The sequence below is a fragment of the Desulfoferrobacter suflitae genome, assembly GCF_022603395.1.
GTDB lineage: Bacteria > Desulfobacterota > Syntrophobacteria > Syntrophobacterales > Syntrophobacteraceae > Desulfoferrobacter > Desulfoferrobacter suflitae.
Genome location: NZ_JAIBKA010000003.1, coordinates 96,429 through 122,419, shown reverse-complemented (window position 1 = coordinate 122,419; position 25,991 = coordinate 96,429). Strand labels below are relative to the sequence as shown.

Annotated in this window: 14 protein-coding genes; 7 read left to right on the top strand and 7 right to left on the bottom strand. The window is 57.8% G+C overall.

All coding sequences use genetic code 11. The annotated features are described in order from the left end of the window. Positions 1 to 46: 46 nt before the first annotated feature. On the bottom strand, positions 47 to 2,122 hold the full coding sequence (locus K1V27_RS06000; protein WP_258928682.1) for an NAD(+) synthase: 2,076 nt from the start codon (positions 2,120 to 2,122) through the stop codon (positions 47 to 49). Between the two features lie 350 nt (positions 2,123 to 2,472). On the opposite strand from K1V27_RS06000, the gene K1V27_RS05995 reads away from it, so the two are divergent. Together K1V27_RS05995 and K1V27_RS05990 are read left to right on the top strand one after the other, a co-directional pair. Continuing rightward, on the top strand, positions 2,473 to 8,466 hold the full coding sequence (locus K1V27_RS05995; RefSeq protein ID WP_258928681.1) for an Ig-like domain-containing alpha-2-macroglobulin family protein: 5,994 nt from the start codon (positions 2,473 to 2,475) through the stop codon (positions 8,464 to 8,466). Beyond that, on the top strand, positions 8,463 to 10,715 hold the full coding sequence (locus tag K1V27_RS05990) for a transglycosylase domain-containing protein (protein ID WP_258928680.1): 2,253 nt from the start codon (positions 8,463 to 8,465) through the stop codon (positions 10,713 to 10,715). The genes K1V27_RS05995 and K1V27_RS05990 overlap by 4 nt, the downstream gene beginning before the upstream one ends. A 113-nt stretch (positions 10,716 to 10,828) precedes the next feature. On the opposite strand, the gene K1V27_RS05985 is transcribed toward K1V27_RS05990, so the two are convergent. Then, positions 10,829 to 11,986, bottom strand: coding sequence for a hybrid sensor histidine kinase/response regulator (locus K1V27_RS05985; protein WP_258928679.1), 1,158 nt, complete (start codon positions 11,984 to 11,986; stop codon positions 10,829 to 10,831). Between the two features lie 104 nt (positions 11,987 to 12,090). Between K1V27_RS05985 and K1V27_RS05980 the strand changes: the two genes are divergently transcribed. Continuing rightward, the gene (locus tag K1V27_RS05980; protein WP_258928678.1) at positions 12,091 to 14,259 is read left to right on the top strand and encodes a CHASE2 domain-containing protein; all 2,169 of its coding nucleotides are present in this window, start codon (positions 12,091 to 12,093) and stop codon (positions 14,257 to 14,259) included. A 44-nt stretch (positions 14,260 to 14,303) separates the two neighbouring features. Here the strand turns inward: K1V27_RS05980 and K1V27_RS05975 are convergent, their stop codons facing one another. The 5 genes from K1V27_RS05975 to K1V27_RS05955 all read right to left on the bottom strand — a co-directional run bounded on the left by K1V27_RS05975 (position 14,304) and on the right by K1V27_RS05955 (position 21,562). Further along, positions 14,304 to 14,588: a hypothetical protein gene (locus K1V27_RS05975; protein WP_258928677.1), complete on the bottom strand. Its 285-nt coding sequence runs from the start codon at positions 14,586 to 14,588 to the stop codon at positions 14,304 to 14,306. Positions 14,589 to 14,705: 117 nt separating this feature from the next. After that, a complete protein-coding gene (locus tag K1V27_RS05970) occupies positions 14,706 to 15,134 on the bottom strand; it encodes an FKBP-type peptidyl-prolyl cis-trans isomerase (RefSeq protein ID WP_258928676.1) in 429 nt (142 codons plus the stop codon). A 61-nt stretch (positions 15,135 to 15,195) separates the two neighbouring features. Further along, complete coding sequence (locus K1V27_RS05965) at positions 15,196 to 16,209, bottom strand: SGNH/GDSL hydrolase family protein (RefSeq protein ID WP_258928675.1); 1,014 nt, start codon at positions 16,207 to 16,209, stop codon at positions 15,196 to 15,198. Between the two features lie 158 nt (positions 16,210 to 16,367). Further along, positions 16,368 to 17,939, bottom strand: a complete 1,572-nt coding sequence (locus tag K1V27_RS05960) for a glycosyltransferase family 39 protein (RefSeq protein ID WP_258928674.1) — start codon at positions 17,937 to 17,939, stop codon at positions 16,368 to 16,370. Positions 17,940 to 18,271: 332 nt separating this feature from the next. Beyond that, on the bottom strand, positions 18,272 to 21,562 hold the full coding sequence (locus tag K1V27_RS05955; protein ID WP_258928673.1) for a FecR domain-containing protein: 3,291 nt from the start codon (positions 21,560 to 21,562) through the stop codon (positions 18,272 to 18,274). A 314-nt stretch (positions 21,563 to 21,876) separates the two neighbouring features. Between K1V27_RS05955 and K1V27_RS05950 the strand changes: the two genes are divergently transcribed. From K1V27_RS05950 to K1V27_RS05935, 4 genes are all read left to right on the top strand, one after another. Next, positions 21,877 to 22,593: an N-acyl homoserine lactonase family protein gene (locus K1V27_RS05950; protein ID WP_258928672.1), complete on the top strand. Its 717-nt coding sequence runs from the start codon at positions 21,877 to 21,879 to the stop codon at positions 22,591 to 22,593. Positions 22,594 to 22,686: 93 nt separating this feature from the next. Then, on the top strand, positions 22,687 to 22,869 hold the full coding sequence (locus tag K1V27_RS05945; RefSeq protein WP_258928671.1) for a hypothetical protein: 183 nt from the start codon (positions 22,687 to 22,689) through the stop codon (positions 22,867 to 22,869). A gap of 24 nt (positions 22,870 to 22,893) precedes the next feature. Continuing rightward, positions 22,894 to 24,645, top strand: coding sequence for an FAD-dependent oxidoreductase (locus K1V27_RS05940; RefSeq protein ID WP_258928670.1), 1,752 nt, complete (start codon positions 22,894 to 22,896; stop codon positions 24,643 to 24,645). Next, entirely contained in the window at positions 24,629 to 25,981 is a 1,353-nt protein-coding gene (locus tag K1V27_RS05935) for a BPL-N domain-containing protein (RefSeq protein ID WP_258928668.1), read from the top strand. Before K1V27_RS05940 ends, K1V27_RS05935 begins: the two co-directional genes overlap by 17 nt. Positions 25,982 to 25,991 lie beyond the last annotated feature (10 nt).

The following is a 25,991-nucleotide window of genomic DNA, read 5'->3' as shown; positions in this document are numbered from 1 at the left end:
CAATATGTTCTCTCAACCGCTTTTTTGATCAGCTCCATCCCGGCTGCTACTCGGCCTCGCCGTCGGGAATACGCTGCACCTGGGTCAGCCACACGGCCGCTTCGCTGTCGCTTGGAGCGCGGTAGTCCCCGCGCGGCGACAAAGACCCGCCGGAACCCACCTTGGGCGCGTTGGGAATGGCGCTGCGCTTGTACTGGCTTTGCTTGAAAAACCGCTCAACAAACACCCGCAGCCATTGTTTTATGGCGGCGATCCCGTACTCGTTCCGTTTTGCCTCGGGAATGTCGGGCCAATTGCCGGACGTCTTGTCGTGCCAGGCGTGCCAGGCAAGAAAGGCCGTCTTCGACGGCAGATAACCGAAGCGCACGGTGTAATAGAGGACGAAGTCCTGCAGCTCATAAGGACCGACCACTGCTTCCGAGCGCTGTGCGGGTTGATCCCCCGGCGCTTCGCCCGGAATGAGCTCCGGGCTGATTTCCGTCTCGAGGACCTCGTTCAGCACGGCGCTCGCCTCGCTGCCCAGTTGATTTCCCCCGGCAACCCAGCGGATCAGGTATTGAATAAGAGTCTTGGGAACACTGGCGTTCACATGGTAGTGGGCCATGTGATCCCCCACCCCGTAAGTGCTCCACCCCAGCGCCAGTTCACTCAGATCGCTGGTGCCCACCACCGGGGCGTTATGCAGGTTGGCCAGCCGGAACAGATGACTGGTCCTTTCACCCGCCTGCACATTTTCGAAGGTGATGTCGTATACCGCTTTGCCTTCGGCATAGGGATGTCCGATATCCTGCAGCATCTGCATGCAGCTGGGGCGGATGTCCATTTCAAATGCGCTGCACCCGACGGCCCTGATCAAGCGGCGAGCCTGGCTCAGGGTGCGCTCGCTGGTGGCAAATCCCGGCAAGGTGCAGGCGATAATGTGGCTGCGCGGCAGTCCCATGAGGTCCATGGCTCGAGCGCAGACCATAAGTGCCTGCGTGGAATCCAGACCGCCGGATACGCCGATGACCACCTTATCCGCGCTGATGGCCTGCAGCCGCTTGACCAGACCCTGCACTTGAATTTCATACACTTCACGGCAGCGCTCATCGCGCGTTTCCGGATTACTGGGAACGTAGGGGAACCGCTCGTAAATGCGCTGCAGCGGCAGCCGACCGGCAGCAGGAAGATCCACCGAAAAACGGATGGTTCGATAATCGGCCAAAACTTGGCGATGGCGCGCCACCGCCTGGGCAAAGCTGTTCTGGCGCATGCGATCCTGCCGCAGCCGGTCCAGATCGAGATCAGCGCTGACAATCTGAGAGCCATAGTTGTACCGCTCGGTTTCCTGCAAAAGGGTCCCGTTTTCATAGATCATCCCCTGCCCGTCCCAGGCCAGGTCGGTCGTGGATTCGCCAAATCCCGCTTCACTGTAAAGATAGGCCGCCAGACACCGGCTCGATTGGCCCCCCGCCAGCTGCCGGCGGTATTGGAATTTGCCGATGGTCACCGGCGAGGCGGACTGATTGATGAGCACCGCGGCTCCCGCCATGGCCGCATAGCAGGAAGGCGGGACGGGCGCCCAGAGATCCTCGCATATTTCCACAAAGAAAGTGAGCAGCGGTTGTTCCTCGACCTGGAACAACAGCTTCGTCCCGAAGGGGATATTAGACCGACCGCACAGTTCGATGTGCCGCTCGCCAATGAAATCTCCCGGCGTAAACTGTCGCAGTTCGTAAAATTCACGGTAATTGGGCAAATAGGTCTTCGGCGCCACACCGAGGATGTTCCCCTGATAGAGCACCACCGCACAGTTGAACAGCAGGCTGTCGACCTGAAGCGGAAGACCGACTACGGCAATGGTGTTCATCCTGCGGGATGCGTCCACAATCCGCTGGAGGCCGAGCCGGCAGCCGTCCAGCAAAGCCTGCTGATGGAACAGATCCTCGCAGGAATAGGCCGATAGACCCAGTTCGGGAAATACCGTCAGAATGGATTTCTGCGTCGCCGCCTGCTCCATTAGAGCAACGGTTTGCAGCGCATTGTAGTCGGGGTCGGCCACGCGCACCTGCGGCACGGCCACCGAGACACGCACGAAATTGTGGTTGTAAAGATTGAAGAACTCCCGGTCTGTGCCTGCCATCTCCACTGCTGCTTCCTCCCAGGTTAATCTCAGTGCCCAGTTTCCCATAGCTGAACACAAAAATCCAGACCTAGAAGCTTGTTCGTCACCCCTGCCCATGACCCCGTGCGCGATTGGCCCTGAATGCAGAACGGGTGAAGCGGAGCGAAACCCATCAGTGGCTGCGGTCACACAAATGAACGTTTGCTCCCTTAAAAGCTATTGCGTGAAATCATCTGAGCGGGCGACAGGTCCGGGTAGCGGAAATACTGCACACATGCAAAAAATGTATGGAACGGCGGCTGCATTCCGCTTAAAGTTGTGTTCATGGATAACCGAGCATGGCTTATGGATTGCTTAAGGAGGGCCGAATGGAAGGCGCACATGGCATGACAAGGTGTTCAGGCAGTTCTGGGTTAAGACCGCGCTTGCTGCTGTGGGGCGTGTGGATTTGCACGGTATTGCTGGGGTGGTCGGCTCTTGCCTCTGCACAATCCAGCTCCCGGGCATGGCCCCGATCCGCCGAACCGCTGCAGATTGTGCGCATCAGCCCGTCGGGTGAAGACGTCCCGCCGGGCCGTCAGATCGTGATCGAATTCAACCGGCCCGTGGTTCCCCTTGGACGGATGGAGCGCGATGCTTCGGAAATTCCCGTAACCGTCGAGCCTTCTCTCAACTGCCAGTGGCGCTGGCTCAACTCGGCAGCCCTGGCCTGCCGGCTGAATGAAACAGATGCCCTCAAGCCCGCGACCCGCTACCAGGTCACCGTCCGCCCCGGCCTCCAGGCCGCAGACGGCGCCACCCTGGGGAGCGACTACACCCACGTTTTCATCACCCAGCGTCCCCGGGTATCAAGCACCTGGTTCAAGACCTGGCTCTCCCCCGGCGCCCCGCAAATCGCAATCCGCTTCGACCAGCCGGTCCGGGAAAACTCCGTTGCTGAACACCTGTATTTCACGGTGAATGAAAAAAGGAGAGTCGCCGTGCGGCTCACAGAGGATCCCGACTACGTGAAATCTTCCGGTTACCGAAAAGGCTCCGTCTGGCTGGTCACCCCCGCGCAGGAACTGCCTGCGGACCGCCCGGTATCCCTGCGCGTCGAACCGGGCATCGCACCCCTTGAAGGATCCGAACCAGGAGCCGAAAAGCGCCCCCTGGAATCTTTCCACACATTCCCGCAATTCGCCTTCACCGGAATCCGCTGTGAAACCAACGCCGGTAAAACCATCACCATCCCTCCCAATGCGACGGCCGCTTCTCGATACAAGTGCAATCCCACACAAGAAATTGCGCTGCTCTTTGCCAGTCCTGTCCTCAAGGAACAGGTCCAGGGAGGCATCAGCATAGCCCCTGACCTGGTCGCCGCCGATACGGATTCCGATCCGTGGGAGAATGTTTACTCGTACTCAGGACTGTCAGCACCCCACCAGAAAAGTGACAGCTACGCGATCCCTCTGCCCGAGCCCATTAAACCGTTCACCAGCTATCGCATCAAAGCGGCGCACGGGGCCTTCAGGGATGAATTCGATCGACCGTTGCACGGCGCCCTGGACGTGACCTTCAAAACCGACCATATGCCGCCCGATTATTTTCTGTTCAAGCCCCTGGGCGTCCTGGAAAAAGGTTTGGACAGCGAACTGCCCCTGGCCGTGACCAACCTCCGGGAAATGCAGGTGCAATACCATAGTGTGACGGCCACGGGCAAATCATCCCCTCAGGCCAGTACTCTATCGATGCCCGGGGCGCTGGACGCTCCCGCCAGGGTACCTTTGGGGATTCGCGGACTGCTCGGAACACCGTCCGGGGTTGTGACCGGCGTGCTCTCGCCCACCCCCCCGACCCCCCATCGAGAACCTTCCGACGGCTGGTTTTTCGCCCAGGTGACCCCCTTCGCCGTCCATGCCAAGCTGGGGCACTACAACACCACGGTCTGGGTCACCGATCTGCAATCGGGACAACCCGTTGCCGGTGTGACCGTGCAACTGTGCCGCGACACCTTCGACGACTTTTCCGCCAATCAGGAAGTTCTCTCTGAAGGCACAACCGACCGGGAAGGGCTGGCCACCATCGGCGGCCTGAACAAGGTCGATCCTCGATTGGAGCTGCTGTGGGCCTATGAGACCGGCGCTCCCCGGCTTTTTGTGCGCTGCCGCAAGGACGCCGACCTGGCTTTGTTGCCCTTGACCTACGAGTTCAGAGTGGACGCGCAAGGGGCCAACCGGGAATACATTCCCGACTGGATACGCTCCCGTTTCGGCCACATCCGAACCTGGGGAACCACCGCCCAGGGCATCTACAAGGTCGGCGATGTGGTGCAATACAAAGTCTACGTGCGCGATCAGAACAATCGCCGCTTTGTGCTGCCGCCGGGAGTCGAAGCAGGCACTCCGGACGTCTACACCCTCCAGGTGTTCGACCCGATGGACAAGGTGGTTTTCGAGCGCAAGGATTTTACCCTCTCGGAATTCGGCGCCTGCGACGGCGAGTTCTCCCTGCCCGGCAACGGCGCGGTGGGATGGTACCGGTTCCGGCTTGGGGCTTCGTTTAGCGAAGAAACCTGGGAGCCGATGCGGGTATTGGTGAGCGACTTCACCCCTGCCTCCTTCCGGGTGAGTACGGACCTGAACGGTAAGCAATTTGCCGTAGACGACCTGGTCGCTGTGACCACCCGGGCCGCCCTCCACGCGGGAGGCCCCTATGCCAACGCAGCCGTGCGCCTGGTCGCCACCCTGGAGGCCGCTTCCCTGCACCCCGAAGACCCCGGGCTCAAGGGCTATCAATTCGATGTCCTGCAGCCGGGGGAAAACCGCACTCCGCCGTCTCAAACCATTTTCCAGACGGAGGGCCGGCTGGATGAACACGGGACCTTTGCCACCCGGTTCAAGGTGGTCGAGAGCCCGGTGCTGTACGGACGTATGACCGTGGAAAGCGCGGTGCGGGACGATCGCGGCAAATCCGTGGCCAATCGCGCTGAGGCGGCCTACCAGGGGCGCGACCGCTATGTCGGAGTGCTGCAGCAGGACTGGGTGCTGCAGCAGGGAAAGCCGGCCGGAATTCTGGTCGTGGTGGTGGATGAGAACGGCCAGGCTGTGGCCGAAGTTCCCGTCGCCGTCAAAGTACAGAGGCAGCAAACCAAAGCAGCGCGGGTCAAGGAAGCGGGCGATGCGTATGTGACGCAATACGTGCAGGAGTGGGTCGACGTGCAGCAGCTGGAACTGAAATCGACACCTGAACCGGTGGCCTGTGAGTTCACGCCCGATCGGGCCGGCACTTTCAAAATCACCGCACGCATTGACGACACCCTGAACCGCCCGCACACGACCAGCATCGAGCGCTGGGCGGTGGGCAGCGGCCACGTCCTGTGGCAGACCAGCCCCGGCAACATGATGAACGTCTACCCGGAAAAGGATTTCTACAAAGTGGGGGAGACGGCCCGCTTTCTGGCCCAGAATCCGTTCCCGGGCAGCCGCGCACTGATCACGGTGGAACGTTTCGGGGTGCTGCAAAGCTGGGTGCAGACGTTTGCCGGCAGCGCGGAGTTCATTGAAGTTCCGGTGGTGCCCGATTACCTGCCGGGTTTTTATCTATCCGTGCTGGTCATGGCCCCCCGGATCGAACGAGTGGCGGAAAACGAGCATGAGGATCTGGGCAAGCCGACCTTTGCCATGGGCTATGTGCAGGTTCCCGTGCAGGATCCGTACAAGCAGATCGCCGTTCGCGTCGAGCCGCAAAAAGCGACGTACAAGCCGGGCGACTCGGTGACCGTCGCCATACGAGCGCAGCCGCTGCAGCCCGTCGCGACCGGCCCTGATCCGCCCATCGAACTTGCCGTCACGGTTTTGGATGAAGCGGTATTCGATCTGCTGGCGCAAGGCAGAAAGACTTTCGATCCCTACCAGGGGTTCTACAGCCTCGATCCGCTGGATATGACCAACTACAATCTCATCATGCAGCTGGTCGGGCGGGCCAAACTCGAGAAGAAAGGGGCCAGTCCGGGGGGCGGAGGCGGACCCGATCTCAGCATGCGCTCATTTTTCAAATTCGTGAGCTACTGGAACCCCTCCCTGGCACTGGATGACGAGGGGAAAACGCAAATTCACTTCACCGCACCGGACAATTTGACAGGCTGGCGGGTGTTGGTTTTGGCCGTCTCCCCCGAAGACCTGATGGGACTCGGAGACGCCGTCTTCACGGTGAACCAGTCGACAGAAATCCGCCCGGCCCTGCCCAACCAGGTCACGGCAGGAGACCGCTTCGACGCCGGCTTTTCCATCATGAATCGCATGGATGCGACCCGCACCCTGGAAATCACCCTGCAGGCCGAGGGCCCGGTACGCAGCGACGCGGCGGAGCAATCCCCGCCCGCAGCCGGGCCGTCGCCGGTGACCCGGTCACAGCGGGTGACTTTGAAGCCCTATCAACGGACCACGGTGTTTCTGCCCCTGGCAACCACCTCTCACGGGGAAATCACCTTCACGGTGCAAGCGGCCGACGACACCGATCGGGACGGTCTGAAAACCACGCTGCGCGTGGATCGGCTGAAATCCCCTTTGACCGCAGCGTTTTACGGGTCGACCACGGGTGCCGAAGCGCTCGAGGCGGTGGCTTTTCCCCGAGGCATGCAGCCCGAATCGGGAACTCTGGCAGTAACCGTCGCACCGTCCATCATTGGAGGATTGGAAGGAACCTTCGAATTTCTCCGCCAATATCCCTACGACTGCTGGGAGCAAAAACTCTCCCGGGGGCTGGCCGCCGCCGTCTATCAAAAACTCAAAGCGTACCTCGAAGGCCGATTCAGCTGGGAAGAAAGTGCGCAGATCGTCGAACAGACCCTTGCCCTGGCCGTCGGATATCAAGCTCCCAATGGCGGCATGACCTTCTATCTGCCGAAAGACGAGTACGTCAGTCCTTATCTCAGTGCCTTCACCGCTCTCGCCTTCAACCGGCTGCGCCAGGACGGCTACGCCCCGCCGCAGGCCGTGCAGGATAAGCTGCACGCATACCTCGAATCTCTGCTGCGCCGTGATGCCGTTCCGGACCTGTACGACAGAGGCATGACCGCCACGGTGCGCGCGGTGATTCTGGCGGCGCTGGCCGATGCCGGCAGAATCGGCCGGGACGAAGTGGAACGGTTTGCCGGGCACCTGCCGGAAATGAGCCTGTTCGGCAAGGCCATGTACCTGCAGGCCCTCATGCACTATCGGGCAACTTCCAAGCTGCAGGAGCGCGCACTCGAAGCCATTTTGGCCCACGCCGACCGGACCAGCGGGACCCTCGCCTTCAGCGAAACGCTGGACACTCGCTACAAGTCGCTGCTCACATCGTCCGTCAGAACCAATTGCGCCATACTCAGCACTTTTGTCCAGTACCAGACCGTTCATCGGCTGGACGGACAGCAGGTTGCCGCTCGAAAACGTCCTGGCTCTGCTCCCCCGGTGCGGGACAAGTCCCCCGACGGGAAGGCCTCTTCCCCTGACGGGAAACAGTTTTCCGATGCCGGCCCGTTGGGCGATATGCCCCTGCAACTGGCGCGCACCATTGCTCAGAGCCGCAACGGACGCGATCACTGGCTGTCCACCCAGGACAGCTTGTTTGCCCTCAAGGCCCTCGCAGATTTTGCCGCCAGCTTCGAATCGCAGGATCCTGCCATGACGGTTCGAGCATCCCTCGATTCCGTGTCTCTGGGAGAAGCAACCTTCAGCAGTCTCAGCGACCCGGCGCAGGTCCTTGACTACGCCGTGCCGGCAGCCGATATCGGCCAAAAAGGCAGTATCAGAATTGAGCGCAGCGGCACCGGGAGGCTTTATTATTCGACGGCGTTGACCTACACCCCTGCCCAGCTGAACCGGAAGCCGATCAATTCGGGCATTGAAGTGCATCGCGAATACAGCGTGCAAAGAGACGGCGCATGGGTGCTGCTGAACCCTCCGGACGAACTGAAGACGGGCGAACTGGTGCGGGTGGATGTGTACCTTTCACTGCCCGCCGCCCGCTACTTCGTGGTGGTGGACGATCCGCTGCCGGGAGGCCTGGAACCGGTCAACCAACAGCTGGCCAGCGCTTCGACGGTGGATGCCGCAGGGGCTGCCATGGATTTCCCGGCCGGATCGTACCGCCATCGGTTTGATGACTGGCGGGGCGAGGAAAATTCCGTGTGGAGCTTCTATCACAAAGAACTGCGCCACAGCACCGCACGCTTCTATGCCGAGTACCTGGCACCGGGCAACTACCATTTGTCCTATGCGGCTCAGGCCATAGCCCCGGGACAATTCACCGCGCTGCCCACCCATGCTGAAGAGATGTACCAAGCCGATGTGTTCGGCAAGGGACAACCCACGATGTTGCGCATCAGAGAAAGCCGGTGATTCGACGTTTTTTTGCAGCCTGTTTCACCCTGGCGCTGCTGCTTTTCGCGTTCGTCGCGTGGCAGACGCGCCGGGATTTGCGCCCGTTGCCGTCCAGTCTGAACCTTGCAGGTTCGGCGGTGCGCAAGGCACAGGTAGTGGATCGACGCGGCGTTCCGCTTTCGGTGACCTACCAGAATGAATGGAATCTGCATGATCAGGCAGCCCTGCACGAAATCCCCCGCCTGCTGCAGCAGGCCTTCATCCAATCCGAAGACCGGCGTTTCCATCGGCACCACGGAGTCGACTGGCGCGCTCGCGTGCATGCCGTCTGGCAGAATATAACGGCACTGCAAACCGTTCGCGGCGCCAGCACCATCACCGAACAGGTGGTGCGCATGCTGCATCCCCGCCCGCGCACCATCTGGTCGCGCTGGCTGGAAGGCATCGAGGCGGGCCGCCTCGAGGAGCGCTTTTCCAAGGCGGCCATCCTGGAATTTTACCTCAACCAGGTCCCCTACGCCCATCGGCGCCGCGGGGTAGTGCAGGCGGCGAGTCTCTATTTTGACCGCGACCTGACCACCCTGAACACCCGGGAACTGCTCACGCTGGTCGTGCTGGTGCGCGCACCCTCCGCCATGGATCTGCGGCGCGATTGCGAGCGCGCCGCGCAAGCCGTTGGCAGGCTTGCGGGCGTCATGCGGGCAAACGGCACCCTGAGCGACGATCAATACCAGAGGGTCATGAGCGGTTCCTGGTCATTGTCCACCATGCGGCTGCCGGTGGAAGCCGGTCATTTTATCCGCTACCTGCAGCGGCACAGCCTGACCGATGAAAAACCCGCCCCGGCGGCCAACCATTCAGGCAAACTGCCGACCACGCTGGATGCCTCGCTGCAGCAGCACGTCCAGCAGATCCTGGACACCCGCCTGCAGGACTTGAGAGACAGCGGCGTGGCCGACGGGGCTGTGCTGGTGGTCGACCATCAAAGCGACGAAGTACTGGCGTGGGTGAACGGCGGCGGCCTGTCCCAGGAACAGGCCGGCGGCTGGATCGATGCCGTGATCACACCCCGACAGCCGGGATCGACTCTGAAACCGTTCCTATACGCGCTCGCCCTGGAAATGGGCTGGACCGCGGCCACCCTCATCGACGACACTCCCCTGGTGGAGCCCGTGGGCAGCGGGCTGCACCGGTTCGACAACTACAGCCGCAGGTGCTACGGGCCCGTGCGCCTGCGCGACGCGCTCGGCAACTCGCTCAACATTCCGGCCGTGAGAACCGTTCAGTTCACCGGGACCAAACGTTTCCTGGATGTGCTGAAACAACTTGGAATCGGCAGTCTGAGGCAACCGGCGGATCATTACGGGGCGGGAATCGCCCTGGGAAACGGCGAAGTGAGCCTGTTCGAACTGGTGCAGGCCTATGCGGCGGTGGCGCGCGGCGGCGTGTTTCGTCCGCTGCGCACAGTGAGGCACCCGGCGCCCCGCCAACGGGCGGCGCAGCGCGTATTCCGCGCGGAAACCGCGGCGCTCATCGGCAATATTCTGTCCGACCCGCAGGCGCGCCGGTTAGAATTCGGTGCAGGCCACCTGCTGCACCTGCCGTTCCAGACGGCCGTCAAGACGGGAACGTCAAACGACCACCGGGACGTCTGGACCTTTGGGTTTTCCAGCGACTTCACGGTGGGCGTGTGGATGGGGAACCTGGACAGAAAACCGACCAGGGGAGTGACGGGAACCTCCGGGCCGGCCCTGGTATTGCGCGCCGTCTTTGCCGAGCTCAATAGGCGCAGGGAACCGAAGCCCCTGCAACTCTCCTGCAGGCTGATGCCGGCGGCCATCTGCCGGCATACCGGTCTGCGCGCCGCGGACCATTGTCCGGTGATGCAGGAATGGTTCGCGGCCGGGACTGTTCCGGCGCAATACTGTCTTCCTGCGGGGCTGCACGACACGGATCTCAGACAGCCGGCGACGCATCAACCGGAGCGAAACGTCGCCCTGGTGCAGCCGACTCCCGGTCTGAAACTGGTAATGGATCCACACATCCCGGATGACATGGAAGCCTTTGCCCTGATTATCCCCAAACACCTGCGGCCGGAGAAAGTGGAATGGCTGGTCGACGAGCGCCTCGAGCAGGTGACCGCAGCCGGAGAAAACCGCTTCATGTGGCCCCTCTCGGCGGGAACCCACACGGCGCAGGCGCGAATCTGGCAAGCCGGCAAGGCCCGTCCCCTGGTCACCCCGCCGGTCCGCTTCCAGGTCAAGTAATGTCAGGTTTCGCTCGAAACAAGAGGCGCATCGCAGTTTAACCGGATATGAAAACGCTGTCCCATTTGCTGAGCCTCTGCACTGACTGTGAGGCTCGGTTCAGGCCGAGCAACTCAGGCCATCGGCAGGGTGAAAGAAAAGGTGCTGCCGTGGCCGGGTTCGCTTTCCGCCCAAACCGCTCCGCCGTGGCCCTCAACCAGGCGGCGCACAATGGTCAGCCCCAACCCGGTGCTCTTTTCGCCGTCCGTGCTCGTAGCTCGAGTGGTTTGAAACGGGCGAAACAGCTTGTCCATTTCATCTTTGGGGATACCCTGCCCCTGATCACGCACCTGTACCAACAGCCCTTTCCCTCCCCTCGCAAGGGTCACCAGCACAGGACTCCCGGCAGCGGAATATTTCACCGCGTTGGAAATGAGGTTGTTCAACACCTGTTCGATCTTTTGCGGATCGAGCAGGACGGCGCTCATGGACCGGCGGCATTGCGCGTCACAACGGAAATCGATGCGTATTTGTTTGCGCTCGGCCAGTATCTGGTTCAATGTGATGGTGTGCTCAATGAGGGAAACCAGGTCGGTGGTCACCCATTTCAGCTCCAAAGTGCCCGACTCAATCTTTGAGATATCCAGCAGGTCATTGACCAGGGTCAGCATGAATTCGCTCTGGCTGTGGATAGCAGAGAGCATTTCCGCAAAATCTTCGGACAGGGGCGGGGAGCTCTGTTCAAGCAGGAATTCGCTGAAACCGCGGATGACAATGAGTGGATTGCGCAAGTCATGTGCAGCCATGCCCAGGAACTTGTTTTTTTCCTCGTTGAGCCTTTCCAGTTCCGCATTCTTTTGGGCAAGAATCCGTTGCTTTTCCTGCAGCGCCTGGTTGGCGTCAAACAGGCGCTTGGTGAGAGCATACACCTTCAGCTGAGTTCTGACGCGGGCCAGAACTTCCGCCGCGTTGAAGGGCTTGGTCACGTAATCCACAGCCCCGAGGTTCAGCCCCTTGACCTTGTCGGACTTTTCGCTCATGGCGGAAAGGAAGATCACTGGTATGGCCATGGTTTCTTCCCGGGATTTCAAGTACGTGCATACTTCAAAACCGTCTTTGTGGGGCATCATGATGTCCAGGAGGATCAAGTCGGGGATCTCCTCCAGAGCCTTTCGAATGGCAACTTCTCCGTCCTCGGCTTCAACCAGCCGGTAGCCCTCCTTCTTGAGGATGGCTCGCAGCAAAGAGCGATTCGTCAGACTGTCATCGACAATGAGGATCTTTTGCGCCATATTCCATTCTCAAATCATGCTGGATCATTTACAATCAAGAACCCTCAAGCATTCAACACAACGTTACCACAGGCTGTGCCCAAGCCACAAAGGAAAGTTGGTCGATGGGACGCTCATTGCAAGCCCGCTTCACTATCAATCCCACTTCCATAACCCTTTGCGTCGTCGTGACGGTGCTCGTCCTGTTTACAACGGACACGCGCATTCTTGATTTGATCGAGCTCAAGACCTATGACCTTCGTTTACAGTCCCGCCGCCCATTGCAACCTGATCCCGCCGTGGTGCTGGCGCTGATCGATGAAAAAAGCCTCGACCAAGTCGGGCGCTGGCCCTGGCCCAGATCGAAAATCGCTCGCCTGATAGACATACTGTCCCGTGCGGAGGCCAAGGTCATCGGCTTCGATATTGGCTTTCTGGAGCCGGACGACATTGCGGTCGAGAACGATTCGGCCCTGGCAGGCGCCATCAGGAATTCATCCGCCGCCATTGTGCTGGGATATTTTTTCCACATGCACGAATCGGATCTCAACTACCATGTGGACCCGGCACAAATCGAGCGGCAGCTCGCACGCATCAAAGCGTCCCAGTACCCGCTCATTATCTATGAAAACCAGGCGGCAAGAGACATTTCTTTTTCCCGAGCGTATGCGCCCGAGGCGAGTCTTGAAATTTTCGCCCAGGCGGCTGATGGGGCCGGATATTACACGGTCAAGAGCGACCAGGACGGTGTTGTGCGATCCATGCCTCTTGCCATCCAATGCGGCGACCATGTCTTTCCCCCGCTGAGTCTGTCATGTGCCTGGTATTACCTGGACAAGCCGGATCTGTCAGTCATGGTTGTACGTTTCGGCGTGCACGGGATAAGAATGGGAGAGCGGTTCATCCCGACGGACGAAAGCGGTCACATGCTCATCAATTACCTGGGACCGCCGCAAGTGTTCCCCCATGTTTCCATCAGCGACATTCTCAGCGAAAAAGTACCCCGGAAAACTTTCCAAAACAAAATCGTTTTGATCGGCGCCACCGCCATGGGAACCCACGACCTGCGCACAACCCCCATCAACCCTCTGTATCCCGGCGTCGCCATCAATGCCACAGTCATCGACAACATCCTCACCCAACGATTCATCGCCAAACCGAACTGGTCCAAGGTTTATGACCTGCTCGCCGTCATTGTGCTGGGGAGCTTGATGGGCTTTGTTCTTCCACGCCTGAGGGCCGTCCAGGGCTTTGTTTTCCTGCTGCTGCTGCTCGCCCTGCAGGTATCGCTGACCTGGCTCCTGTTCGTGCAGTATCGGTTTTGGATCAACCTGGTCTATCCTTTGCTGACGCTGCTCATGACCTATACGAGCCTGACCGTTTTCCGCTATTTCACGGAAGAACACGAACGCAGAAAAATAAAGACGACCTTCAAGCAATACGTATCCCCCGTCATCATCGAGGAAATGCTCAAGAGCCCGGATCGCTTGAAGCTGGGCGGGGAAGAACAGGTACTGACGGTACTTTTCAGCGATCTGGAGAACTTCACCAGTTATTCCGAACTTTATCGGCCGAGTGAGATGGTGGACATTCTGGGAGAGTATTACGAGAAGATGACCGAGCAGGTGTTTGCCCATCAGGGAACCTTGACCGACTACATCGCCGATGAACTGATAGCCGTCTTCGGGGCACCCATCCCCCAGGCCGATCACGCTCGGCAAGCCTGCTCAGCCGCTCTAGCCATGCGCGATCGACTCCGGTCCCTCTGTGCACAATGGGCCCACAGCGGTCGCCCGCAACTGAAAGCGCGCACCGGCATCAATTCGGGACTCATGCTGGTTGGCAATCTCGGCTCGCGCTACCGCTTTGCTTACGGGGCCCTGGGCGACCAGGTGAATTTGGGATCGAGGATCGAGGGGCTCAACAAGATGTACCGCACGGAAATTCTCATCGGGGAAAACACCGCCGAGCTCCTCGGTGGCGCCTTCGCCCTGCGGGAAATCGACCGCGTGCGCGTCATGGGAAAAAGCAAGCCAGTGCGCATCTTCGAACTGCTGGAAAAGACCGAAGGGGCACTGGCCGAAGAAAAAAAACGCATTGGCGAGGATTATTCAGCCGGCCTTGCACTGTACCGTCGGAAAAACTGGCGGGATGCGCTGCAACAGTTCGAACGCTGCCTTGCCATTGTGCCCGAAGACGGTCCTGCGCAGGTGATGGCGCAACGCTGCCGATGCTACCTGATGACTCCGCCGCCCGAGGATTGGGATGGGGTGTTCGAACATTCAGCCAAATGATCAAGGTCGGGTTTGCACATGGAATTTCAATCAAGCCTGAAAAGTCAGACGCAAATCATCACCGGGGTCCCGCCAATGTAGTAAATATGGCACCACGGGCTTGAATGAGTGCGCAGTATGACGCCCACATACTCCAGCTTGCCCTCGTCGTGAAGTCTTTGAAATTCGGCTTCGGATAAAACCGTGCTCTCTTTATCCACACCGTTTATTTTCCCAGTCACTTTAGGTTTCCTCCTTCCCGTTGCAGCATCGGTGTCATACTCAACCTTGCCGTCTGCGGTCAGCTCGATCATCATCTGATTACCGGGATTCTGTCCACTTTTTGTCATCTTTGTTCCTCCATTGTTCGAGATAGGAATCCAACCCAACCCCGATTTTCTGACAACCAGGGTCGGACCACCAGATACACATAAAAGAGAGAATCTCTCAAAGCGAATTGGAAGAGTCTAACGCACGTCTAATAGTTCAATTTCGAATATCAGGCTTGTATCCGGAGGCACAAGATCAGCAACGCCCTCGACTCCATAACCAAGATGAGGAGGCACCACAATACGACGTTCACCTCCCACCTTCATCCCGCGCACTCCCTCGTTCCAACCCGGCATCACTTTGTCGGTGCCGAGAACGAAGGATATCGGCTTCCCACGATCATACGAACTGATGATCTTGCTGCCCTTGCCGGCGTGGCCCTTAAGCCAGCCGACAACATGCACGGTGACGATCGTTCCATCTTGCGCCAGGCAACCGTCTCCGGTCTTGATGTCGGTAAAATAGAGGCTGTTCTCCTGGGACCTTCCATCGGGATTTGAAAAGGAAGACGAAGTCACTACAAAAAGCAGAGCTATCAAGGTGATTAAGAATGCGCGCAAGTTCATGCCGTGCCCTTTTTGACTCAACCCATACTCCGGTTGAAAGACCCTGTAGGCGCCACAACAATCAGTTCAGCAACAACATCAGGGGAACCCGCGACAATCCCGGGTGTGGAGGCACCCAGCCGCAGATCCGGTCGAACCGTCCCCATGGAGATCGGCACCACTGCGTATGTGCCAAAAGGGCCTGACCCAGAAAACTCGGGTGAAAACAGTCGCCGTCGTTGACATGAATTGTCTCAAACCGAACATCAAAGATGTCGCTATAGTGGGCATTGGGCAGCCGCCCATTGTCCACATATTCCTGCAGAACGTTCTTCAAAATTGGATTATAAACATCCCGAATAGCGGTATGAAATTGTTTTCGTCTGACACAATTGGGCCCGTCATCAGAATGGATCGTATCGGGATCAAGGTGCGAGTCGCCACTGCCACAGTCGTTAATAGGATTCGCCAGTAGATTTTCACACGGCACGAAACGCCAGGTGAGGCGGCACCAGTTGTTATCTTTCATGGCGTTCCACAGCCAGTAAATGGCTGGAATGCTCGTCACTTGAATATGGGCATTCCGTGTGGCCTGGGAAGCAGCGAGCACATCGAGCCCCGCGCGGAACTGGCCTTCGAATTCATCGGGTGGTGTCATGGCATCCAAACTGGCAGCACACACATCATTGCTGCCCAAAAATACGGCGATCATGCCGATTTGGCTTGCGGGGACCTGTCCATCTCGAATCTTAGCCGCTTGCAGGGCAAAGTCGGCCATGTCCGCACCGCTCTTGGCCTGATTGAACCATTCATCCCAGGTTTCAGAGTTTTCGAAATAATCGACGGGGGCAAGGTTGTCGAAACGTTCATTGAAGCTGAGCACGTTGTCTGAAGTGCTGTACCCCGTCGACCACACCGCCTCATGATGAACGGCGCCGATTGTCCCATCGGCAGCCTCCCCCTCGCCAATCGAGTCGCCGATGTTGAAAAGGTTGGGTGGAACGGGCTGATTAGAATGCACCTGAGCGTTGGCCATGCCGACAAGACAGGCCCCTGTCACAGACATGATCAACAGGCACAATCTGACCACGATCATCGCTCCCCACCAGTAGAACCTAAATTCCTTCCAGCGATCAGCATTCCAATAGAGCAAAAGCATTCTGGGCGTTGCAAAAGCAACGGGCAACCCTTCAAGAATCAACGACAGATGAGTCAGCGGGCAGCATTGCCAAACAAATACTGCAGGAAAAGCGCTCAACGCACATAGACAAGAACACTCTTATAGGGTGGACCGCGCAGATCTTTCTCTTCGACCAGTGTGAAACTCTCGTCCATCCGTTTCCTCAATAAATCCACAATTTCTGTGTCGTAGCCGTTAAAAAACCAGATCCGGCCCGCCCCATCATCCAGCTTTTTCTTAAGGAGCGCAATGACCTCATCGGCCTCGCTTTCTAACTGTTCCCTCCTGCTCAGCATCTCTTGTACATCCCGCCAGCCGAAATGAGAAGATATTTCTCGGGGAAAAACCATCTTCACAAACGACTGGTGTGGCTGCAACAGTTTGAAATAATAATCAATGGTGACCTGACTCAAGCCGGTAAACAGAATCACATCACCATCCCTGCCGTGTCTTGCCAGGTAATGGGCGGTCGCCTTGTCGGAGTGCTGTTCGGTATTGGTGGATTGCACCGCAAAACTGGATGTGACCAGGGAAAACAACACATAACAGCCAATCAAAAGGAGCCGCCTATTGGCAAAGGCAACCAGGAAACTGGAGAGGAGCAGGACTACCGGCAACACATCAATGATGGTGTACCGGCCCACAAAAAATATGGGCCTGATCTGGGAAACTAGATAGGGAACTGCCAATATTGCGACCAAAAATATCGCAACCGCCAAATTCTCCTTCTTGAGGAAATGCCCCCGCAATACCGAAAAGCTCTGCAGTCCCAATCCGGATTCATCCACTTTGAAGCCGATGAGAAAAAAGCAGATCACATAGATACCAAGTGCTACTCGCTCATTATCATTTGCAAAAAGCGAGAATCGATTATTGTAGAAGTCCATTAATGTTTTTGGGACGGCTTCGTAAAAGGTTGGCTTCCACATCCAACTGGCCGAACCATGCTGCATCTGTTGAAAAAGCAAGGGACCCCAGAATAGAAAAAACGGCGCCGTGGAGATTAGGGCGACCAGCAGAAACTTTTTCAGATCGGCCCTGGCAAGGAAGCAACAGACAGCCGTCTGGGCCAAAAGAATGAAGAAAAACCAGTAATGGGTGAAAGTACCCAGAATGTTGATCAGCACAAAAGCTGCCAAACCTTTTCGTGACCCCTTGTCGGCAAGGAACAGATGGAAGAAAAGCAGAACGGAGAGAATTTCCAATAAGCCTAAAAGAGAATACATCCGCGCATTCTGAGCATTTCTTATCACGACGGAACTGAGCAGATAAAGGAATGATGCGACTAGTCCAGTATCGCTGTCATAGATCGACTTGCCAAGATAAAATACTGCGAACACACTCAGGATGTAAAACACACCGGATAAGCCTCGAACCGACGTTTCACCGATTCCGAACAGGTTTATCCAACCCGAGAGAATCCAATAATAGAGAGGTGGGCTGCTGTCATTGCGCAGTCTGTCCACAACTTCGCAAGGATTGTTGCCGGCAATGTAGACGCTGTTGGCTTCATCAAGCCATAGACTTCGATCGATGCGGTGGAACGAAAAGAACGGCAGTGACAACAAACAGAGTGCGATGAGCAAAGTCTTGAGCCGGTTCTCTTTTCTCCCGGCCGGCCATGATGCAAACAGACTATGGTTCATAAATTTTACCGTAACATTGTTCCCTTCGTGCCAAGGTCGAGATGGATGATGCCGGCAATTCTAATTTTGGAACTTGGGCTTGCTTAGGATGGTGGCGTCACGCCCGAGACGTGACGCCACCCATCGGTCACAGATCCGCCATAAGCTTGGTTGACGGTGGGCCACGCTTTCGCGTCCTCCACCCTACGTTCAGGTGCGAGTTCCATAATGAGAATTGCTGGGATGACACGGATTGCAGCGGTTCACCCCAGTTTATCGACTCCCCATCAAAACATGCTGGAAACGAGAGATACGTTATTCTCGAATAAGCCTCGAAGACATCTGAACTCTATTTACGGAAATGCCAGGGTAATGCGACCAAACACAACACGATCCGGCTGAATCGTTGGGTTTTTCAGATCGGTCTCGTAGTAGTTGAAGTCCTGGTCGAACAGGTTGTTTACTCCCAGAGTGATGAAGCCGTAGCGTTTGGGCAGTCGGTAATTGATGGCGGTGTCGACCAGCCAGAAATCGTCCCGGCCGGATTGAAAAAAGCCCAGTTCCCTCTCGAAATTACCAAACTGATTGTAGTACGTCAGCTGCAGCGATGCACCCAGGCCTGACGGGTGGAAAAAGCTCAGGCCGAGCGGCACACGCTGGCTGTCCATATTTTTTATACCGTCGGTAAATCCCTTGTCCCTCTCAAAACGCTCAAATTCATATGCCGTTCTCAGGGCAATCCATTTGTGGGGAGTCCAGTACAGGTAGACCCGGGCCAGGTATTCTCTCCAGTCAAATTGATCCGCACCGCCGGACGCACTGGCCAGTGACGTTTCAAGATCCCGGCAGGAGAACTCCACGCCTCCATATATGCTGTCGGCAAATTTTTGGTCAACGGCGGCGCCATACTTCCATGCTTCCGTTCCGTTGAAGTCGTCATAGAATTGGTTGAATCCAGCCACTTGTGTGGGCTCCAGAGTCTGATCGGTAATCAGAGTTCTCTTCAAAACCCTGAAAGCGGCGGCGCGCAGCAGGGTATTGGCAAACGGTGTCCACATGACTCCAAACTTGGGGTTGAATTCATTCTTGCCGGCAACATCCGGACTCGCTCCCTCGGTCAGATCGCCGCTGGCACCGAGGGTAAACGTCAACCCGTCCAGCGGCTTCAAGTGGGAATAGGCATAGAGATTGGTGTGCCTCAAATCGGTACTCAGCTGGTTCACCACCCTGTCCAGAGGCGGTGGGAAAATGGTCAATACGGTGGTGTCGATTTCACCACTGATGTCAAAGTAGCCTACCCCGCTCACCAGGTCTACATATTGCGAACGGAACAGGTGCTGGCCTTCACCGCTGAAGGCATCCTCCGGTCTCCGAATACGGGCGTCTTTTATCCAGGGCACCGAGGATTGTTCGTCCCTGACATGCAGGCTCGCATCCTGGTACATGAAAGATCCCAGCAGGACGGAATTGGGTGAAAAACCGTGGCGTATGCCAAACCGGTAGGTATCCCGTTCTTCGTTGTTTCTAAGGCCCCATGAAACGTCTTCGGGGAAAAAGCGGAGCAGGAGATCACCGGTTTCTGCGTCTTGATGTCTGTACTCAGCCTGGATGCTGGTCTTGTGGTTCAGCTCATATTGGGCAAAGATATTGGCTATGTTTTCTCGCTGATCGGCGTTTTCCCGCCAGCCATCCGTTTCAAAGCGAGTGTAACCGCTGCTGAAGGAGAATTTATTGTAAATGCCGGAAACAATGCCCTCCCCCGCATAGGTCGAATTTTCACCAATTAGTCCGTCGGCCTGCAGCACGGCTTGATTGCGTACGAACAACGGGTTGAATGTGTTGTAGGAAAGGCTTGCCGGACCTTGTGAACTGATGAGAAACAGGTTGCTCTCCTCCAAAACCGGCTGCAGCGGCGTAATGTTGGTGGGTTGCAGCAACTGGGACTGCAGTAGTTCACTCACCCTGGCAATCTCGTGGCGTGGCAGGGCTGCATAGGAATCGGCCAGGAACCGGTGGGCCGAATAGTTGGAGGGATCTGTGTTAAGCGATTTCCAGCCTTCCACCAGGGCGCGCCGCTGAAAGTTCAGGTCGTTGTATATTCTGGCGACGGCAGATTGGCGCGCGGCCAGATCCGCATCAAGGAGCAGCCTGGAACGGTATACGGCACGGTTGTCATTCAACTCGATGGACTTCTGGTAGTTGTGCAAAGCTTCCACCGGTCGATTGGTGGTCTGCTTGGCAATGGCATCGTAAAACCACGGGGTGGGATCCTGGGGATCCAGTTCCTTGGCGATGCCATATTCCCGTTCAGCAACGGGTGTGCGCTTTTCTTCGTAATAGGTCTTACCGAGATAACTGCGGATGAGAGAATTATTGGGGTCCAGGCTGGCGGCAATCTCGATTTCCCTTCCTCCCTCCTGCAGATTTCCCTCGCGGATTCGGGCAAGACCCATGCCCAGGCGCGGCAGTGGTGCGGCCTGATCGAGCTGAATGGCCTGTTCGAAGGCTTGTTTGGCCGGCGCGAGCTTGACGTTTGTCAGGTAAGCAAACCCCAGAATTGTCTGGGTGAGAGCCAGATTCGGGTCGAGTGACGCCGCCTTTTGAGCTGCATCCATGCTTCCCCCCAAATTGCCGAACATCGACCGGACTTCCGCCAGCCGCGCCCAGGCCAAAGCATCATGAGGGTGCCGCCTGACCGCCTCCTCCAGGCTCTTGCGTGCCCCTGACAAATCAAAATTGGCCTGCTGCGCATACGATCTTGCAATCAGCCCGGCGGCTGTCCCGGGATCGGTGCTCACTGCCCTGTCAGCGAGCTCCAGCGCTTTTTTCCTGTCATTTTGAACCACTGCGATGATGGATTGAAGAGCATAGGCCTCACTGAAATTGGGATACAATTGCAAGGCCCGCCCGATGTCGACCCGGGCTTTATCCACCTGGCCCACTTCGAGCATTTCCGCTGCCCGCTCCAGGTACCGCGACGCCTCACGCTGTTCTTGCGAAACCGCGGATGCTGCGCCAACTCGATAGACAACGCGCGGGTAATAAAGGGCCCATTTGACGGCGTCGCGAGGCCGGGCCACGAACTGCAGCACCGGTGCCTTGCCCGCTTGGGCCGCCGCCGATTGGCCGCTGGTGAGCTCGAGTTCGCCGGCTGTGCTTTGGGTCAGAACGGAACCGTCAAAGACCGACAAAAACGTGGCGCCATCATCAATGCGAATCAAAAACTCCGTTCCTCGCACGCCTGCGATGGTGTAAGGGGTTTTGATTTCGAGGCTGCGCGGTTGACGGCTGAAAAAATGGGCGGCGCCCTTGATCAAATCGATCAGTGCGGTCCTTGGCTCCCTGGGAGCCTCCAGGGTCATCGAGCTGTTCTCGTTAAGCCTCATGACCGCCTCATTACTGAGCACGATATCTGCGCGGCTGTTTTCCAGCAGGCGAATGCGGTCGCCGGGACAGAAGGTGTCGCCCAGTTGAACCGGCCTCCAGTGCGACTCTCCGACCCGCAGTGACTCGACAATTCCCTGCACCGAAACGGCTTTTCCCGCCCATGGTTCGCACGCCGCACCAGCCACTGAGTCCAGGAATCCAGCCAGAGCGATTCCCACAACCAGCCGGCCAACCACACCCAACCCTCTTCGCCTCATAGCCCCCCACTATTGTCTTGACAGTCGTTGCGCTTGATACAGATTTTTGGATGAATCGGTGCTGCAGCAATTGGAGAGGAACCTAATCGGTCCCGACAACTACCATTACAGCAGGCGCTGCAGTGAATCAAGCAAAATAATCGATCGGATGCGTGCGAAAACAGGAACCTGGCAAGTAACCCCCCAACATGATATAAAATAGCTGCCCGCGTCAGGTTGCCTTCCCTGCGCACGCTGGATCGGGGTATAAAGCGGTAATCATTAACAAAAATATCTGTGATTCATCTTCACACGAGAACAGGAGCGGCAGCATTATGACAGAATATGTGATCCACCCGCTGGTGATAGGTGCCAACGAGACCGACCAAGGTATTATGACCTATTTACGAGGCTATGGGAAAAGAATATGGATTCCCATCTATTCTTTTTATCTGGAGGGCGGAGACGAAAAGATCCTGGTCGACACCGGGCTGGAGGAGTTTATCGTTCCCGAACAGGTGGGCCGCGAATACGGGCTCGATATATTGGAATTTGAGGACGCGCTGGCAACCGTCGGGTTGAAACCGGAAGATATCGACTGCATCATCCACACCCACCTGCACAATGACCACTGCGAAAACGACTGCAAGTGCCCCAATGCCAGAATCGTCGTGCAGAAGCAGGAATATGAGTTCTTCCTCAACCCGCACCCCCTGGATCATCGCTACTATTCGGATCTGCTGGACGGCCTGCGCGTTGAACAGGTGGAAGGGGACGTGGCCTTCAAGGACGGGATCGATCTCATTTTTTCGCCGGGCCATACACCGGGAGGCCAGTCGGTGGCGATCAACACCGCCAAAGGCAAAGCCATCATCACCGGCTTTTGCTGCAACGATCAAAATTTTCCGCCGGGCGGACCGGCCATCACACCCGGGGTGCACACCAATGCCATTGACGCCTACGAGAGTGCAAAAAAGATTTACGCAATGGCGGATATTCTGATTCCGCTGCATGATCTTGCAGTGGGCAGACACAAGCGTATTCCCGAATGATTTGTCGGGTTGCCGCCGAAGTCGCCGGGGATTTTGAGGCTTTACGACAATGACGGACAGACAACAGCAACCACACCGGAAACGCACATCCCAATGGCGTCGGCGCAAATCCTACAGGTGCGACACCTGCGGGCGCGAACAGCCCTTTTGCTGGAGCTGCCCGTGCGGGTTCATGATCTGCTGGGACTGCATGGAAGAAAACTTCTGGGGCATGACCTGCAACGGGATTACCTGGACGTGCCCGGACTGCGGCGCCATTCGGAACTTTGGCAATGATTGAGAGGTTAAAGGAAAGGACCTATGGAAGCTAAGCGGGTAGTCATTATTGGAGCGGTGGCACTGGGACCCAAGACGGCGTGCCGACTGAAACGTTTGAGGCCCGATTTTGAAGTGGTCATGATCGACCAGGATGAACACATTTCCTACGGTGGCTGCGGCATTCCCTACTTCATCTCCGGCGACATCAGCGATGTGAAGGAATTGATGAGCACCAGCTTTCACATGGAACGATCGCCGCAATTTTTTGAGGACGCCAAAGACGTGCGCGTCAGGGTCAAGACACGGGCGGAAAGCATCGATCGCAGAGCAAAGACGGTGCACGTACGCGATCTGGTGACCGGAAAGCAAGAGGATCTGCCCTACGACAAGCTGGTTCTGGCGACCGGCAGTCAGCCCAATCGGCTGCCCATTCCCGGCGCCGATTTGCCCGAAGTGATGAGTGTTTCCAACCTGAGTTCCGCCATGGCCATCAAGGAACGCATCGCCAAGGGCGAAGTCGACAGAGCGGTCATCATCGGGGCCGGCGCCATCGGCATTGAAATGGCTGAGGCGTTGAGCGACCTGTGGGGCATTGAGACGTCGATCGTCGAAATAGCGGGGCAGGTTCTTCCCGGCGTGCTCGATTCCAGTCTGGCGCGCATGGTTCAGCGGCACATCGAGGAAAAAGAGGTCGCGGTCTATCTCAACGAGACGGCCCGCGACATCCGCAAGAGCGACAACGGCGAGCACCGGTTGCAGTTGACCACTTCCCAAAGGACCCTCGACGCCGATCTTGTGATCACCGCAGTCGGCATCCATCCCCATTCGAAACTGGCGCAGGAAGCCGGATTACTGGTATCGCCCAAGGGCGGTATCGTGGTCAACAACCGGATGCAAACGTCCGATCAGGATATCTATGCGGGAGGCGACTGCGCAGAAGTCATGCATCTGGTGACCGGCAAACCGGCGTATTTCCCGCAGGGATCCCTGGCAAACCGGCAGGGGCGAGTGATCGGAACCAACCTGGCAGGAGGCTTTGCCGTCTTCCGAGGCATTGTGGGGAGTTTTTCCATCAAGATTTTTGACCTGGCCGTGGCGTCCACCGGCATCACGCTGAATGCGGCCCTGCGGGAAGGCTTTGACGCCGCTCACGCCCTGGTGGTCCAGGCGGACCGCGCGCATTTTTACCCCACCCAGGACCTCATGTACCTGCAGCTGGTGGTGGACCGCAAGACCAGGAGGATCCTCGGCGCACAGGGCCTGGCAAGCAACGGTGATGCCCTGGTGGGACGGATCGACAGCATTGCGGCGATGCTGCCCTACCGCGCGACCCTCGATGATTTGTCCAACATGGAAGTGGCCTACTCGCCCCCCTACGCATCGGCTCTCGACATCGTCAATGCCGTCGCCAACACCGCGGAGAATGTTCTGGATGGCTATATGACCACCATGGACGTGGATGAATTTGAAAAATGCTTCCTCGAGGGAGAATCGGACAATTGCATCTGCCTCGATGTGCGCGGACCGGCTAACGCGGCGCCATACGTGGCCAAGTTCGGGGAGCGCTGGCTGAATATACCGCAGGAAACGCTCAAGCGCCGGCTTGCGGAAATCCCCAGGGACAAGCGGCTGATTGTGGTGTGCAACTCGGGAGTGCGATCCTATGAAGCCATCCGCCAGTTGAGCTGTGCCGGGCCGTGCGACGTCATCAATTTGCAGGGAGGCGTGGCAGCCATCAAAAAATCCGGTCTTCTCAACTTGTCCGAAGAATCCGAAAGTGAAGCAGAATCCTAGCAGCGGTATCCAGTCCGTCTGGAACGCGCCGCCCATTGCCGTTCTGTGGGACCAGTCGCTGTTGTGGGGTCTCATCTGCGTACAGACACTGCAACGTCTGGGGGTTCCCCATGAGCTCCTGAGTGGATCGGACATCGCCCGCGGGGACCTCCAATTTCATCGGGTACTGCTCGTTCCCGGCGGCTGGGCGGCTCACAAAATACGCGCTCTGGGGAGAACCGGGCGCAACCAGATAGAGCGTTTTATCCAGGGTGGGGGGAGCTACCTCGGCTTTTGCGGGGGCGCCGGCATGGCCCTCTCCAGCCCCCCCTCTCTGGAGTTGGTTCCATTGGAAAGGATGCCCCTTTCCGAGCGCCTGCCCAACGCCAGCGGCACGGTTCTGATCCGGGGCGTTGCCGATCATCCCGCCTGGCGGGATCTTCCTGAAGAAATTCCGGTATCCATCTGGTGGCCTTCCCAGTTTGCCTGGCAACCTCTGCCCCGTTCCCTCTGCCTGGGAGTGTATGCAGCCCCCGGGGAAGACTTCTGGGTGGCCGACCTGCCGCTGGCGGATGTTACCGGCGGGCAAGAGGAGTGGCGGAACTGGGAACAAATCTACGGAATCAACCTTGATCCCAGGCGACTGCTGGGGCAGCCGGCCATACTCGAAGTGAATCTCGGGAGAGGCAGACTGATCCTTTCCTACCCGCACCTGGAAACGCCGCAAGACGGGCTCGGAAATCAACTACTGGTCCATGTGTTGCACTACCTGGACGACACAGCCGCCGCGCATCTTGGTGCGATCGCCGCTCGAGCAGGCCGCCCCGCGGCACTCACGGCCGGGCCTGGCAGGGAGAGCCTGCAGCGCTTTGCCGCCGTACAAGAGGTGGTGAGCGATTTGATTGCCTTCGGAGAACGCCACCTGCTCTGGTATTGGGGGTCACCCTGGCTGCTGCGCTGGCAAAGAGGAATCCGCGGACTGGAATACGCCATGCTGGCGGTGACGACGCGGTTTCTGGCCGAGCTCGGCGCTGCGGCCGCTGAGCCTGCTTCCGCTTCCACCGCCGATCCATGGGAGGAGCCCGCGCGCAAGCTGGAAAACGGGGTCAGGGAATTTTGCACTCAAGCCAAGCGCCTGTTGCTCGAAGAAAAACTTGCGGCACACATGGGCAGCCTGAGCAAACTGGGTCAAGTGAACGAGCGGGTGGATGCGCTGCGCGCGTTTCTTTTCGGCAACCGCATGAATCACGGCGGGCTGTGCCGCAGCATCTTTGATCAGCTGGATTATCTGTTACTGCCATTGCTGCGAAGTTCTGGCAGCAAACATTCGATCCTTCCAGTGTGTTCAGGAAAATGATTTTGCCTTG

Coding starts and splice junctions, on each gene's coding strand:
- K1V27_RS05975 (WP_258928677.1), bottom strand. CDS start 14,588: ATGACAAAAAGTGGACAGAATCCCGGTAATCAGATGATGATCGAGCTG.
- K1V27_RS05980 (WP_258928678.1), top strand. CDS start 12,091: ATGGGACGCTCATTGCAAGCCCGCTTCACTATCAATCCCACTTCCATA.
- K1V27_RS05995 (WP_258928681.1), top strand. CDS start 2,473: ATGGAAGGCGCACATGGCATGACAAGGTGTTCAGGCAGTTCTGGGTTA.
- K1V27_RS05940 (WP_258928670.1), top strand. CDS start 22,894: ATGGAAGCTAAGCGGGTAGTCATTATTGGAGCGGTGGCACTGGGACCC.
- K1V27_RS05955 (WP_258928673.1), bottom strand. CDS start 21,562: ATGAGGCGAAGAGGGTTGGGTGTGGTTGGCCGGCTGGTTGTGGGAATC.
- K1V27_RS05950 (WP_258928672.1), top strand. CDS start 21,877: ATGACAGAATATGTGATCCACCCGCTGGTGATAGGTGCCAACGAGACC.
- K1V27_RS05970 (WP_258928676.1), bottom strand. CDS start 15,134: ATGAACTTGCGCGCATTCTTAATCACCTTGATAGCTCTGCTTTTTGTA.
- K1V27_RS05960 (WP_258928674.1), bottom strand. CDS start 17,939: ATGAACCATAGTCTGTTTGCATCATGGCCGGCCGGGAGAAAAGAGAAC.
- K1V27_RS06000 (WP_258928682.1), bottom strand. CDS start 2,122: ATGGCAGGCACAGACCGGGAGTTCTTCAATCTTTACAACCACAATTTC.
- K1V27_RS05985 (WP_258928679.1), bottom strand. CDS start 11,986: ATGGCGCAAAAGATCCTCATTGTCGATGACAGTCTGACGAATCGCTCT.
- K1V27_RS05965 (WP_258928675.1), bottom strand. CDS start 16,209: ATGATCGTGGTCAGATTGTGCCTGTTGATCATGTCTGTGACAGGGGCC.
- K1V27_RS05945 (WP_258928671.1), top strand. CDS start 22,687: ATGGCGTCGGCGCAAATCCTACAGGTGCGACACCTGCGGGCGCGAACA.